Raw genomic sequence first — 13,442 nt, 5'->3', positions numbered from 1 at the left:
CTTAGCATTTACACGAATGAACAAATTCATTAAAAATATCATCGCCTTTTCCATTAAAAATAAAGCGTTTACCTTTATTTGGGTCGGTATTTTGGCTATTGCTGGTTTCATTAGCTTTAAAAGCATGCCCATTGAGGCATTTCCCGATGTGACCAATACACAAATAACCATCATTACCCAGTGGAACGGAAGGAGTGCGGAGGAAGTCGAACGCTTCGTAACGACACCAATCGAACTGGGCATGAGTCCAGTCCAAAAGAGAACTAGCATACGGAGCACCACCATGTTTGGCCTTTCTATTGTTAAAATCATCTTTGATGATGGTGTCGACGACACTTTTGCCCGCAATCAGGTCAACAACCTCATGCGGTCTGTGAGCCTGCCAGACAATGTAGACCCTGAAGTACAGCCCCCCTACGGCCCTACAGGCGAAATCTTCCGTTATACATTGCATAGCGATCAACGCAATTCGCGCGACCTCCTTACTTTGCAGACCTGGGTCATTGACCGCGCTTTGCGTGGTGTCCCTGGTGTAGCCGATATCAACGTTTTTGGTGGACAGGATTTGGTTTACGAAATAAGTACCGACCCCATCAAACTCGACAAATTTAATCTGACCCCGTTACAGGTATTTGATGCTGTCAGCAAAAGTAACCTGAACGTCGGTGGAGATGTCATCGAAAAAAGTGGCCAGTCCTACGTCGTACGCGGTATTGGTTTGGTCAACTCGATCAATGATATCGAAAACATCACGGTAATCAACCAAAAGGGAAATCCGGTCTTTGTTAAAAATGTAGCCGAGGTCAGAGAAAGCGCAATGCCTCGGGTGGGCCAAGCTGGTTTTGGTAAGAATGATGATGTGGTAGCAGGAACCATCGTGATGCGGAAAGGCGAAAATCCAAGAGAGGTCCTGACCGCTGTAAAAGCGAAAATAGACGAGCTCAACAACAAAATCCTTCCCAAAGATGTCAAAATGCAAACCTTCTATGACCGTGACAATCTCATGGATTTCACGACCCATACCGTTATGCACAACTTGATTGAAGGTATTGTCCTCGTCACCTTGATGGTATTGCTCTTTATGGCAGACTGGCGCACGACGGTCATCGTTTCTATCATTATACCCCTCGCCTTACTTTTTGCTTTTCTATGTCTTAAACTAGCTGGCATGAGCGCCAACCTGTTGTCTTTGGGTGCAGTAGACTTTGGTATTATCATCGACGGTGCCGTGGTCATGGTGGAAGGGATATTTGTCATGTTGGATCACCAGGCTCATAAGCTGGGTATGGAGAAATTCAACAAAATGGCCAAAGCCGGCTGGATCAAACAGACAGGAACAGGTTTGGGAAAAGCAATCTTTTTCTCCAAGCTGATTATCATCACCTCCTTGATGCCCATATTCTCCTTCCAAAAAGTAGAAGGAAAGATGTTTTCGCCACTAGCCTTTACCCTGGGTTTTGCTTTGCTGGGTGCATTACTGTTTACCTTGACACTCGTTCCGGCTTTATCGCATATTCTGCTCAATAAAAATGTAAAAGAACGCCACAATCCATTTGTTGAATTCTGGAATAGAATTGTCGCCAAAGGTTTTGGATTTACATTCCGAAACAAGCGTCTGAGTATGATCGTTGCAATTACTTTACTAGCTGCAATCTTATTTTCTGCAAAATTTTTAGGGACAGAGTTTTTACCGACATTAAATGAAGGTTCCCTTTGGGTTACTGCCGAGATGCCCATGAGCACTTCATTACGTGAATCGGTTAAAACAACCAAACTGTTAAAGGGTACTTTAGAAACTTTTCCTGAGGTCACCGGCGTACTTTCCCAAACTGGACGAAGCAACGACGGTACCGACCCCAATGGGTTTGGCTTTGTTCAGTTTGCTGTGGCCCTAAAACCTAAAGAGGAATGGACACGTAAAATCACCATGGATCAGCTGATTGAAGAGATGGACCATAAACTCAAACAATTCCAGGGGATCACCTATAACTATTCGCAGCCTATCTCGGATAATGTTGCTGAAGCCGTTGCTGGTTTCAAGGCCGAAAACGGCATCAAGATCTTTGGCGATAACCTCGCGACCTTAGACCGCCTGGCGAAAGAAGTTTATGCACAGGTCAAAGGTATTCAAGGTATTAAAGAACCTGGTATCATCTTAAATATCGGCCAACCTGAAGTTAGTGTGGTATTGGATCGGACCCGTATGGCGGCATTCAATGTCCTGCCAGCAGATGCACAGGCGGTACTGGAAATGGCCTTTGGCGGAAAGACCGCTTCCATTTTATACGATGGTGAGCGCAAATTCAACATTCGACTGCGTTATGCGCCCGAATATCGGAAAACAGAAAAGGATATTGCACAGCTGATGGTTCCATGTGGTGATGGCACATTAATTCCGTTGAAAAGTATCGCGACCATTGAAAAAGATAATGGTGCTGCTTTTATCTATCGCGACAACATCAAACGTTATATCGGCATCAAATTTTCCATCCGTGACCGTGACTTAGGAAGCACCATAGCTGAAGCACAACAAAAAGTAAGTAAAATTAAGCTTCCGGAAGGATATTCTATTGGCTGGACTGGACAATTTGAAAATCAGCAGCGTGCGACACACCGCCTAGCACAGGTTGTACCGATCAGTTTGATCGTCATCTTCTTTCTATTGTTTATTCTATTCGGAAATATCAAGGATTCGCTGCTCGTGTTGGCCAACGTTCCTTTTGCACTGATCGGTGGAATTATCGCCTTGCACGTGACGGGTATGAATTTTGGAATCTCGGCAGGGGTAGGTATGATCGCATTATTCGGGATCTGTATCCAGAATGGTGTTATCCTGATCTCAGAATTCCATCAGAATAAGAAGGAAGGCCTACCCAATGACCAATCGATTTATAAAGGTGTAAAATCGCGAACACGACCTGTGGTCATGACGGCACTCATGGCTTCCATCGGGCTGTTGCCGGCTGCATTATCGACCGGTATAGGTTCGGAATCACAGAAACCTTTGGCGATCGTCATCATTGGCGGATTAATCTCAGCGACGATATTGACATTGTTGGTATTCCCAATCATCTACGATATCTTCAACAGAAAAGAAAAGGTACAACAAACAATAGCTGAATAATATTGTCCATATTTTATATACTATATACTTAGACCAATAAAGGTCATCGGTACTGCCTCAGGCTGTGAAGCGACAGGCAGTACCATTTTTTTAATAATACTTTTGATGTAACATTTGTATCTATTCCAGGTTTAAAGTTTCAAAAGCAATAAAAAGCCCTTAAGTTTACAACAAATTACCTTCCATTAAACAGCTGCTGTTTTTTGGATCACACAAACAAACACATATTTATGACTATTCTCACCTTTACAATCATCCTTCTCCTGGGTGCTTTTGTAGCAGGGCTCTTAGGATCCCTGACAGGCTTAGGCGGAGGGGTCGTTGTCATCCCTTTATTGACTCTTCTGTTTCATGTCGATATCCGTTATGCCATTGGAGCGGCCTTGTTGGCTTCCATAGCGACATCATCCGGTGCAGCCACAGCCTATGTCAAAGAAGGCATCACCAACATCCGGCTTGGCATGTTTTTAGAAATAGCGACCACGATTGGTGCTGTTATCGGGGCTGTCATCGCCATTTACATGCCGACGAATACCATTGCAATCATTTTTGGTATTGTACTGATCTTCTCCGCAGCAATGACTATACGGAAGAAAAACGAACATGCGCTATCCGGCGGTTCTGCTTTGGCTGAAAAATTGAAACTGAATAGCACCTACCCTGCTGATGGAAAATTGATCCCGTATAAGCTGACCAACGTCGTCGGCGGCTTCTCTTTGATGGGGGTTGCAGGAATACTTTCCGGATTATTAGGCATTGGTTCGGGCTCCCTTAAAGTACTCGCGATGGACAGCATGATGAAAATTCCATTTAAAGTCAGTACGACAACGAGCAACTTTATGATCGGTGTCACCGCAGCTGCTTCTGCAGTGGTCTATTTACAAAGAGGATATATGGATCCAGGTATTGCTTTTCCGGTTATCCTGGGTGTATTATGCGGTGCCATTACAGGATCCAAACTCTTAAAGCGCATGAACCCAAAGACTTTACGTATCATTTTTGCCGTCGCTATTACTTTGGTGGCCTTGGAAATGATCTTCAACGGATTCCAGCATAAATTCTAAAAACGGTAGCTTACCCGATTTAGGATTTTAAGTTTGTAACGTCCTTCCGCTAGACAATGAAGGACCTAATTACTCAAAATGAAACAAGTATTTTCGAAACACTATTGGGGAGACAAAGACATCTCACTGTTGGTAGGACAAATTTTAAGAATAGGCGTTATATTGGCTTCCTCTATTCTTATTCTCGGCGGTATCTTCTACCTGATTGTTCATGGACAGGACACCGTACCGAATTATCGAGATTTTGTCGGTGAAGGGAATTCCAATACAACAATTACTGGAATTATTTCGGGGGCATTTAGCCGAAATATTCCCCAAGTTATACAGCTGGGTGTTCTTTTATTGATTTGTACACCTATCGTACGGGTGATTGGTTCACTGTTTGGTTTTGTAATCGAAAAGGACAGACTTTATATCATCATTACATTGATTGTATTAACCGTCATTATCGGCAGTATACTTAGCGGCATCAAGGGATAATAAGGCTTTATCTCTTGATCCGCCGCCAAGCGGATTTTTCCAATGCGTATTCAAAATTTTTACGTTCTGGCTCATTTACATAGCTGACCATCTTTTCGGCCACTTTAATAGCGCCCAAACGTTCCACGGCCTTCTGAGAACGATAGTTTTCTGCCCCCACATGCAGATAGATTCGATCCACAAAGTTGAAGGCAAAGTCAAACATCATCTCTTTGACCAAGGGATTAATTCCTGCCCCCCAATACGCACGGGCATAAAACGTATATCCAACAAAAATAGATTTTTCCGCCTCATCAAGTCCATAGTACCGGGTGCTCCCAATGCAGGCTCCACTTTCCTTATCCAGGATCAAATAAGCAGCCTTACTTTCCAAGGCCCCTTCAAAAAATCCCTGAAAAACCTCTTCCTTCCAGCGATCCTTATTGGGATGCTGTTCCCAGATCAGGGGATCTTTGGCAACCTGATACAGCGTATCAAAATCCGTTGGTTCGATGATGCGTAATACGACCTTATCATTTTCAAGGGTGTTGGGGGCGACAAACTTCATGAGACACTTTTATAGTTATAGCAATTCAAAGATTTTAAATCTGACAAAAGATACCAATTATTGATCAAACTATCTGAATTTTGCGAATATCCGGTCAAATATTACACCAAGATGTAGATTTTATCACCGTGTTGACAAAATTGAATGCAAGAAATCCCCTGCAACTGAATTATTTTACCTTAGAATTGATAGGAATTGGACAACTTATTCAATTAGCATGGCAAAAAATTCGTATTTTACAGCCAAATGGAACAATTCAGGGAATTTGTAAAACAGCGTATTGATGTCACTGAGGAAGAACTAAATGACATCGTCTCACGTTATCAGGTACGGAAAATAAAGAAAAAAGAATACTTTCTCCGGGCAGGCGAGGTATGCCACCATGAAGCATACGTAATCAGCGGTTTATTTAAATCATTCTATGTCACCGCCGATGGGATTGAACATATCCTACAGTTTGCAATTGAAGATTGGTGGATCGGTGATATTGCCAGCTTCAATTATCAGGAGCCGGCCCTCCAAAACATTCAGGCCCTGGAAAACTCCGTCGTCCTGACCCTTTCAAAAAAGGCTAAGGACAAACTTTACGAAGATCATCCCATCTTCGAGAAACTCTCCAGGATTATGGCACAACGTGCGCAAATCGCATCGCAGCACCGTATTATCTCGAGCATAGGTTTCACTGCACAGGAACGCTATCTGGATTTCATCAAAAGGTACCCTAAAATCTATCCGAGGATCTCCAATATGCAATTAGCCTCCTATCTTGGTGTTACGCAGGAGTTTCTTAGCCGCCTAAAAAGGCAGATCTTAAAGCCGAATCGAAATTCTTGACCTACATCAATTTTTTCTTTGTCTGTTTATCCCACCTTTGCAGAAGCTTGTTCAAACAAACAATTTGAACTTTTGAAGGTTAGATAAATAAAAAAAGAAAATAAGATGAATAAATTTTTCCAAATTCTGGCAGTAGCAGTATTAATGGTTAATGTTGCTGTGGCACAAGTAAAATGGTCTGCAGACCCTGCACATACCAACGCAAGATTTGATGTAAAACACCTTGGTATCAGCTTTGTTGATGGTGAATTTACTAAGGTAGAAGGAACAGTTGAAACCCCAACAGGAACAAGTTTCAATAATGCCAAAGTTAATTTCGCTATCGACGTCAACAGTATCGATACGCGCATTGCTGCACGTGACAACCACTTGAAGACCGATGATTTTTTTGCTGCGGAAAAATTCCCTAAAATGACATTAAAGTCTATCAGTTTTAAAAATGCGAAAGTAAAAGGAAAATATGTGATGATAGCGGATCTGACGATCCGTGATGTAACGAAAAAAGTAACTTTCGAGGTAACACAAAACGGTGGAATCATTACGGATCCTTGGGGAAAAACACGTGCTGGATTTACAGCTAAAACAAAAATTAACCGTCAGGATTTCGGCATGAAATACAATGATAAATTACCTTCAGGTGTAGAAGCGGTTGCTTCTGATGTCGACATCATTGTCAACACCGAATTGGTGTTGAACTAATTGAAAATAATAAATCACACTAACATTAAGGGGTGTCCAAACGGATTGGACACCCCTTTTTATGCAATTTTACACCGAGTTCTGGCTACAGCAATCAGCTATGGAATGCTCAAATCAAGGGCTTTGACCTGACGTAATTGAGCAGCTCATTTTTTATAAGCCTTTTAACATCCCGCCGTCCAGAGGAATATTGGCTCCAGTCAGATAACTTGCATATTCGGAGCAAAGGAAAGCGACGAGATAACCGTATTCTTCAGGTTTACCCAGACGCTGCGCAGGAACCTGTTTTAACCGCAATTGTAGCGCTTCCTCGTAGGATATACCCATACGTTGAGCGTCAAGGTTGGTTAGCGACTGGATACGGTCCGTATCAAATAGGCCTGTCAAGATGCTATTGACCGTCACCCCTTCTTTAGCGACATCCGTTGCCAGCGATTTACTCCAGCTAAGCAATGCTGTACGGATCGTATTAGACAACACTAAATTAGATACCGGTTCTTTCACAGTTGAAGAAGACACATTAATAATACGTCCGTATCGATTTGCCAACATATAAGGCAGCGCACATGAGGTCGTGTAACAGTGATTTTGAAATAAGAGTTCAAAAGCATGCTGGTAATCCGCCAAATTTTTTTTGTCTATGGTTCCTGCTTGCGGCCCATTCGAATTGTTGATTAAAATATCAACCTTATTCGACTCAAAATAATGTGTTATCTGCTTTTTGTATGCTTCGTGATCATTGTAGTCCACCACGATATATTGGTGTACCTGTCCTTTGGAGGTATCAAGACCTTCACAGGTACGTTGTAGCTTTTCCTCCTGTCGGGAAGCCAATGTTACAGATACGCCACATGAGGCAAGCACTTGGGCAATACCTGCACCTATACCAGCAGAGCTCGCTCCGATCAGGGCTTTTTTCCCATTTAGATTGATTTCCATATCTTTTTATTTTTTATTTTATAGCGTGTATGTATGCATAGCCAATCATCATGGCTGAAAATGCGTTCTAACCCCGGTTAATCGTTGTCCTTTGCTCGGATCATAGCAACAAATAAATATATGGCAAAGACCCATGCTGAGCCAAGGCATATCCAAGCAAAAATGGGAATTCCCCACCACTGTGGTTCTACGCGTGCGACAATAATCATCCCACCTAGTAAATTGAGTGACATAAACATAATTCCGATGACAATACGATTGACCCCCTTGCGTAAAATAGCATTAAAAGATCGCGCACTGATCAATCGATGGTTGAGTGTAAAATTTCCTGTTCGAAATAAGCGCACAAGGGCGCGCATATCTTCAGGAAGTTTTTCGACATCGCGCGCAAAAGATTCAACTTTATGTTTTCCTTTTTTGAAGATTGCCTCTGGAGAGAGCCGCTCCATCATAATCCTACGTGCAAAGGGCTTGATACTCTCCATAATATTAAGATCGGGATATAACTGGCGTCCAATACCTTCCATCAACGAAATGCCCCGCATCAACTGATAAATATATTCCGGAAAATACAAGCGGTTGTCACCAATGATGTTCCACAATTTATTGAACAATAAATCTAAGCTAAGATCCCCGAGAGATACATTATCAATCATATCGAAAATCTCATATAGGGATCTTTCAAACCGGTTACGATCCGGAATATGGCTCACCACGGCAACGTCTTCAATCACGTCAGCAAGCCGGACAGCATCTTCGGAAATAGCCGATTGAATAAACTCTTCAAGCTGCCTACGGTCTATCCCCAATAATTTACCCATATTTCCAAAATCCAAAAAAGCAATCCGCCCATCCGGCATCACCATCATATTGCCGGGATGCGGATCGCCATGAAAGAAACCATGGATAATCACTTGCTCAAGGTATAAATTGATCCCATTTTTTACCAGCGTTTGGACATCCATTCCCCGACGCTTAATTTCATCGGCATCAGTTACCTTGAAACCATCGAGATATTCCATGCAAAGAACATGGTCCGACGAGAGTTCAGGATAAACACGGGGTACCTTGATCAGTTTATTTCCTTTAAAGTTCTTTGTGAAGCGTTCGATGTTATGCCGCTCAATCACCAGGGACATCTCTTCCTGCATGGTCGTAGCGAAAGATTCAACAATCAGCAGAAGGTTAAGGTTTTCCAGTACATCATTGTACATGGTCAGGATTTTGGCAATATCACGCATGAGTGCTAGATCACAGCGCATAACCTCATCGATACCGGGACGTCGGACTTTTAGAACCACATGGGTTCCATCTTTTAAGGTTGCGCGATATACCTGTGCAATAGAAGCCGCAGCAAAAGGTTCCGCAGCAATCTCCTGGAAATGCTCCTCAATATCCAGCTCCAGTTCTTCCTTCAGATAAGATTTAATATCCACTTCAAAGGGCGGAACATTGTCCTCTAGACGCTTCAGTTCCTCTACAAGCTCTTTGGGCAACAATCCTTCCCGGGTCGAAGCAGATTGTCCAAGCTTGATAAAAGCCGGACCGAGCTCCTCAAGAGCCATGCGAATACGGGCATAAACACTGATCTCATCGACATCAATAGGATGTTCTACGGCTGATCTGGGTCCTTTCCACGGCAATCGAGCGATTGCATCTTTAAAACCATATTTGGCCAATATACTTAAGATCTGAGAACTGCGCTGTAACTTCTTTGTCGGATTATACATAATGGACAATGATTTTCGATAACAATATACGAAATATCCTCGCGCTATAAACACGAACTCCTGTAAAACAAAGTAGATATTTCATATGGTCGCTCTATTCCGTTTCCATTTGATCCAATTTCTCCTTGATCTCCGTGATATACCTACTGTAGTAGCAACGAATCATAATTTCTGTCAGGCCAACAACAAGGACGATAGACACAATTGCCGAAAGAATCATCCATACAATAAAGTTCGGTTCCTCTTGGAAAGTTTCCTTGAAATGGTACAACCGATCAAACCACACCGTTGTCTTATTCTGTGCTATCATAATAAGATATAGAAACAAAGCTTGTGGAATCATCACATAGGCCGCAATACGATAAGTCTCTACGGCATACTTCAAATCGTAATACAACTTGAGCAAGTGTTCTTTAGAAGCCAACAACTCGATCTTTTTCGTGCTCTTTACCAAATAAAAGAACCTCCGGTAATATAAAAGACTTGATAATGATATCTGTACTATAAAAAAGTAATAGGCAAATGCCGCATAACCTTCAATCTTATACATTGGCAAGATAGGCACCAAAAACAAAAAGCCCATACAAACGACCCAGGAGATAAACTCGCGTTTGATATTCTTGCGCAACTTGCCTATGATATTGCCAACTTCCTTATAGTATTTGAGATTTGGATTCTGTAAATCCTCATCTGTGGGCTGTTCCTGCCAAGATTTCTTTAACTCATCAAAATTCATACTTGTATTTTTTAATGATTTGTTGAATTCGCTCCTTCGTGCGGTTTAATTTTACGCGGGCGTTGACTTCCGATATACCCAGATTCTCTGCAATCTCGCGATGACTTTGACCTTCCAAAAACAAAAATATCAGGGCTTTTTCAATTGCATTGAGCTCTTGAACGGCCTGGTAAAAGACTTTCAGTTGCTCATCTTTATCGGTATCGTAAGCTTCTTCTGCAAAATCATGTCGCTCCTCTAACGCATCATAAATCTGATGCTTCTTTTCTTTTTTTAAGAATACCATTGCGGTATTGAGGGCAACACGGTACATCCACGTTGAAAATTTACTCTGTTGCTTAAATGTCGCATAGGATTTCCACAGCTGATACACGATTTCCTGATACAGATCTTGCCGCCCCTCATGATCATCCATATACATACGGCTCACCTTAACGAGAATACCTTTATTCTCGTCAATCAGTCGAAGAAATTCTATTTCCGATGGGTTCACCTAGCGATTTTTCTTTAAATATATTTAGGTAATAAGTATAGCAAACAAACAAAGTGTTACAGCTTTATTTAAAAATATGTAAATTGTTATTAAAATAGAGACTAATCGCTGAAGATTATGGAGAATATATTTTATCAAGGTCAAATTATATGGGCGCAGATCGACGCAAATAGACATATGCGGCATTCTGCTTACGCAGACATATGCGCTCAGGCCCGTAGTAATATGTTGAACAAAATGGGCTTTTCACTGGATAAATTTGCCGAATTTCATATCGGTCCGATTTTGTTCAGGGAAGAACTTATCTATTTTAAAGAAGTACATTTGGATGAATATGTACAGGTAAAAGTAGAACTGACGAAATACAACAAAACAAATAGTCGTTTTTCATTTATACATCAGGTTTTTCGTAATGACGGAGTTTTGTGCTGTACCGTTAACGTCGATGGAGCCTGGCTGGACCTTCAAAAGCGGAAATTAACCAAATTACCAGAAGAGATGGAGCCTTATCTCGCCAAAATTCCCCGATCTGAAAACTATACGGAAACGGAATAGTCTTTTCATCATGTCAAGACCATCCTTATAAAAGAAAAATCCCTCGGAACACAAACGGAACTCCGAGGGATTAAAACATAAACTAAACCTAAAAACTATTGTCTTTTATTCATCTTTTGGTCATTCCCAAAATGAACTATTTCCTGTGTATTGCTGAATTATTTAACTTCAATCAAACGTTTTGCAATGATTGCATCTTCTTTCTTGCCAACAGTCAAAATTAATATCCCACCTTCATAGGCAGCCTCGATATTGCTGTAATCTACGGTCTCTGGCAATGTAAATGATCTTGAGAACGAAGAGTAATTGAATTCTTTTTTGCTGTATAATTTTTCTTCACTAACACTTTCCTCTTTTTTCTCAGCTGAAATCGTAATTAGATTTTTATCTACATTGATCTTAAAGTCAGATTTATCCAATCCGGGCGCTGCCATTTCAACTTTAAATGATTTTTCGGATTCCGATATATTGACCGCCGGCACACGGGATACCAAACGATCTGAGATGAAGTTATCATTGAATAAATTGTCAAATACAGTGTTTACAAATGGATTTACTGCATCAGTGTTTAAACTTTTTGTAGGGAATTTAATTAATGCCATTTTTTGTCCTCCTAATTTTTTGTTTTATTGTTAAGCTTTTTTTGTTCTACCTATTTGAAGAGAGCTATTCAATTTGCGTACCAGCAGGTTTTAAAAGACAAAATGTCATTTAAAAATAAAAAATAATGTCATTTTGTCTTAAAAACAACTGTTTCCAACTACCTAGCGATCAATTTGTCATTAGCGGGCTCCCTGCCCCCTATCCCAAATTGTCCCTATACACAGACTAACGTATAGGAGATAAAACAGTTTATCAGAAATTGTCATTTTTTATTAAGAGTCTGAAACAGAGCGCTCAATTAGCAGCGTACCGTATAAGAGAAAAATCTTTTATGAAACGTTGTTATTTTTACTGAGCACCTCAAACAGAGCGTTCGAATAGTAGTGTATCATATAAGAGAAAAAGATTTTATCAGAAGTTGGTATTTTATTAGGCATCCGAAACGTAACGTTCAAAAAACCATTAAGGTTGATTTTGTTCCAGCGAAGCAATCAATAAGAATTTGACAGCATCGTAAATATAGTCCTTAGCCTCTGCATAGGAGATCCCATAGCGTCGAGGTACGACATCAGCATAATGTGGAAATGGCGTAAATAATTTATCATAATATGCATCCAACTGCAGCATTGTCGGCAACTCAAACGCCAAACGAAGCTGAAACCGACGGATAATGGCTGTATCCAATATTTCGGGATGGTTGGTTGCTGCAAGCAATACCGCTTCAGCAGGAAAATAATCGATCAGCTGTATAATGGTATTCACGAGACGACGCATTTCACCCACATCCTTTTCTTCACTAATCCGCGCCTTTCCGATCTGATCGAATTCATCTAAAAACAGAACTGCTATTTTACGCCCAGCTTTATCGAAGACCTGTTTAATGTGCTGCGAGGTTTCACCAATACGAGAAGAAATGAGGTTGCTCAGATTCAACACATAAATTGGTTTTTCGAGCGCTGTGGCCAAGGCTTTCGCCGTTGTTGTTTTTCCGCAACCAGAATAACCGTGCAGTAAAATCTTATTGCTAACCGGCAGACCATATTGTGAAAGCTCTTTAATATAACGATGCTCTTTAATCAGCTGATGGAGCTTCTGACGGCTCTCCTCTTCCAAGAAGACATCTTCTAAAGCTATCCTTTCCTTATCGGCAATTACAAGATCGTAAATATTCATACTATTAATTTAAGACTATCAGATAACAGTTGGCAAAACTAAATCTTTCAGCCAGCATATCGCTGATCCAGTTTCAATTTAATCCTTGAAATATTTAAGGCCAACTTGGGAGCAAGAAAGATCTCCACCAAAGGGAGGGTTCGATTTACGTATCACCACTTCGATCGTCACAGCATCGGCCACCCGCAGCCTAATCTGATCTAGTATTTCTGAAGCTGCAGATTCGAGCAATTTTCGTTTAGGCTTCATAACGCTAGCGGTAATCTGATAGAGCTCTTCGTAATTGAGCGTATTTTTTAAGTTCTCTGTCTCCGTATTCAAAAAGGGAAAACATACATCAATAGAAACAAAAAACTCATTGCCAAGCACCTGTTCTTCTTCATAGTAACCTATTGGTGCATAGAATCGGGCTTCTTTCAGCGATACTGTTTGTAAAATGGTTGCCATGTACAAACCTAAGGAAAT

14 protein-coding genes are annotated in these 13,442 nt (G+C 41.2%); 6 read left to right on the top strand and 8 right to left on the bottom strand.

The genetic code is table 11. The features are described 5' to 3' along the window. Positions 1–16 precede the first annotated feature (16 nt). The 3 genes from B3297_RS00795 (at position 17) to B3297_RS00785 (ending at position 4,668) form a co-directional block, all read left to right on the top strand. On the top strand, positions 17–3,124 hold the full coding sequence (locus B3297_RS00795) for an efflux RND transporter permease subunit (protein ID WP_201638576.1): 3,108 nt from the start codon (positions 17–19) through the stop codon (positions 3,122–3,124). A 230-nt stretch (positions 3,125–3,354) separates the two neighbouring features. Then, complete coding sequence (locus B3297_RS00790) at positions 3,355–4,188, top strand: sulfite exporter TauE/SafE family protein (protein ID WP_070562867.1); 834 nt, start codon at positions 3,355–3,357, stop codon at positions 4,186–4,188. Between the two features lie 78 nt (positions 4,189–4,266). After that, positions 4,267–4,668, top strand: a complete 402-nt coding sequence (locus B3297_RS00785; RefSeq protein ID WP_070562870.1) for a DUF1634 domain-containing protein — start codon at positions 4,267–4,269, stop codon at positions 4,666–4,668. Between the two features lie 7 nt (positions 4,669–4,675). On the opposite strand, the gene B3297_RS00780 is transcribed toward B3297_RS00785, so the two are convergent. Further along, positions 4,676–5,215 carry a GNAT family N-acetyltransferase gene (locus B3297_RS00780; RefSeq protein WP_046672418.1) on the bottom strand — a complete coding sequence of 180 codons (540 nt, stop codon included), beginning with the start codon at positions 5,213–5,215 and terminating at the stop codon, positions 4,676–4,678. Positions 5,216–5,461: 246 nt separating this feature from the next. Here B3297_RS00780 and B3297_RS00775 point away from each other — a divergent pair, with 246 nt between their 5' ends. Next, the gene (locus tag B3297_RS00775) at positions 5,462–6,049 is read left to right on the top strand and encodes a Crp/Fnr family transcriptional regulator (protein WP_070562877.1); all 588 of its coding nucleotides are present in this window, start codon (positions 5,462–5,464) and stop codon (positions 6,047–6,049) included. A gap of 105 nt (positions 6,050–6,154) precedes the next feature. Further along, complete coding sequence (locus B3297_RS00770) at positions 6,155–6,748, top strand: YceI family protein (protein ID WP_070562880.1); 594 nt, start codon at positions 6,155–6,157, stop codon at positions 6,746–6,748. Between the two features lie 153 nt (positions 6,749–6,901). On the opposite strand, the gene B3297_RS00765 is transcribed toward B3297_RS00770, so the two are convergent. From B3297_RS00765 to B3297_RS00750, 4 genes are all read right to left on the bottom strand, one after another. Beyond that, positions 6,902–7,687 carry an SDR family oxidoreductase gene (locus tag B3297_RS00765; protein ID WP_070562883.1) on the bottom strand — a complete coding sequence of 262 codons (786 nt, stop codon included), beginning with the start codon at positions 7,685–7,687 and terminating at the stop codon, positions 6,902–6,904. A gap of 77 nt (positions 7,688–7,764) precedes the next feature. Next, positions 7,765–9,417: an ABC1 kinase family protein gene (locus tag B3297_RS00760; RefSeq protein ID WP_286778270.1), complete on the bottom strand. Its 1,653-nt coding sequence runs from the start codon at positions 9,415–9,417 to the stop codon at positions 7,765–7,767. Between the two features lie 94 nt (positions 9,418–9,511). Beyond that, on the bottom strand, positions 9,512–10,153 hold the full coding sequence (locus B3297_RS00755) for a hypothetical protein (protein ID WP_286778269.1): 642 nt from the start codon (positions 10,151–10,153) through the stop codon (positions 9,512–9,514). Next, positions 10,143–10,646, bottom strand: a complete 504-nt coding sequence (locus B3297_RS00750) for an RNA polymerase sigma factor (protein ID WP_075994087.1) — start codon at positions 10,644–10,646, stop codon at positions 10,143–10,145. Before B3297_RS00750 ends, B3297_RS00755 begins: the two co-directional genes overlap by 11 nt. A gap of 117 nt (positions 10,647–10,763) precedes the next feature. Here B3297_RS00750 and B3297_RS00745 point away from each other — a divergent pair, with 117 nt between their 5' ends. Continuing rightward, positions 10,764–11,201, top strand: coding sequence for an acyl-CoA thioesterase (locus B3297_RS00745; protein WP_145328322.1), 438 nt, complete (start codon positions 10,764–10,766; stop codon positions 11,199–11,201). Between the two features lie 158 nt (positions 11,202–11,359). On the opposite strand, the gene B3297_RS00740 is transcribed toward B3297_RS00745, so the two are convergent. From B3297_RS00740 to B3297_RS00730, 3 genes are all read right to left on the bottom strand, one after another. Next, the gene (locus B3297_RS00740) at positions 11,360–11,803 is read right to left on the bottom strand and encodes an Hsp20/alpha crystallin family protein (protein WP_075994089.1); all 444 of its coding nucleotides are present in this window, start codon (positions 11,801–11,803) and stop codon (positions 11,360–11,362) included. A 463-nt stretch (positions 11,804–12,266) separates the two neighbouring features. After that, entirely contained in the window at positions 12,267–12,977 is a 711-nt protein-coding gene (locus B3297_RS00735; RefSeq protein ID WP_286778268.1) for an AAA family ATPase, read from the bottom strand. Between the two features lie 78 nt (positions 12,978–13,055). Beyond that, entirely contained in the window at positions 13,056–13,424 is a 369-nt protein-coding gene (locus tag B3297_RS00730) for a dihydroneopterin aldolase (RefSeq protein WP_286766946.1), read from the bottom strand. Between the last annotated feature and the right edge of the window lie 18 nt (positions 13,425–13,442).

The organism is Sphingobacterium sp. UBA3519 (assembly GCF_002377215.1).
Lineage (GTDB): Bacteria > Bacteroidota > Bacteroidia > Sphingobacteriales > Sphingobacteriaceae > Sphingobacterium > Sphingobacterium multivorum.
The sequence above is the reverse complement of the archived record's forward strand: the minus strand, read 5'-3'. Positions and strand labels throughout refer to the sequence as shown.

Bases quoted from the DNA above. Each gene is read 5' to 3' on its own strand.
- B3297_RS00755 (WP_286778269.1), bottom strand. From the start codon at position 10,153: ATGAATTTTGATGAGTTAAAGAAATCTTGGCAGGAACAGCCCACAGAT.
- B3297_RS00765 (WP_070562883.1), bottom strand. From the start codon at position 7,687: ATGGAAATCAATCTAAATGGGAAAAAAGCCCTGATCGGAGCGAGCTCT.
- B3297_RS00780 (WP_046672418.1), bottom strand. From the start codon at position 5,215: ATGAAGTTTGTCGCCCCCAACACCCTTGAAAATGATAAGGTCGTATTA.
- B3297_RS00730 (WP_286766946.1), bottom strand. From the start codon at position 13,424: ATGGCAACCATTTTACAAACAGTATCGCTGAAAGAAGCCCGATTCTAT.
- B3297_RS00795 (WP_201638576.1), top strand. From the start codon at position 17: ATGAACAAATTCATTAAAAATATCATCGCCTTTTCCATTAAAAATAAA.
- B3297_RS00775 (WP_070562877.1), top strand. From the start codon at position 5,462: ATGGAACAATTCAGGGAATTTGTAAAACAGCGTATTGATGTCACTGAG.
- B3297_RS00790 (WP_070562867.1), top strand. From the start codon at position 3,355: ATGACTATTCTCACCTTTACAATCATCCTTCTCCTGGGTGCTTTTGTA.
- B3297_RS00785 (WP_070562870.1), top strand. From the start codon at position 4,267: ATGAAACAAGTATTTTCGAAACACTATTGGGGAGACAAAGACATCTCA.
- B3297_RS00770 (WP_070562880.1), top strand. From the start codon at position 6,155: ATGAATAAATTTTTCCAAATTCTGGCAGTAGCAGTATTAATGGTTAAT.
- B3297_RS00745 (WP_145328322.1), top strand. From the start codon at position 10,764: ATGGAGAATATATTTTATCAAGGTCAAATTATATGGGCGCAGATCGAC.
- B3297_RS00740 (WP_075994089.1), bottom strand. From the start codon at position 11,803: ATGGCATTAATTAAATTCCCTACAAAAAGTTTAAACACTGATGCAGTA.
- B3297_RS00760 (WP_286778270.1), bottom strand. From the start codon at position 9,417: ATGTATAATCCGACAAAGAAGTTACAGCGCAGTTCTCAGATCTTAAGT.
- B3297_RS00735 (WP_286778268.1), bottom strand. From the start codon at position 12,977: ATGAATATTTACGATCTTGTAATTGCCGATAAGGAAAGGATAGCTTTA.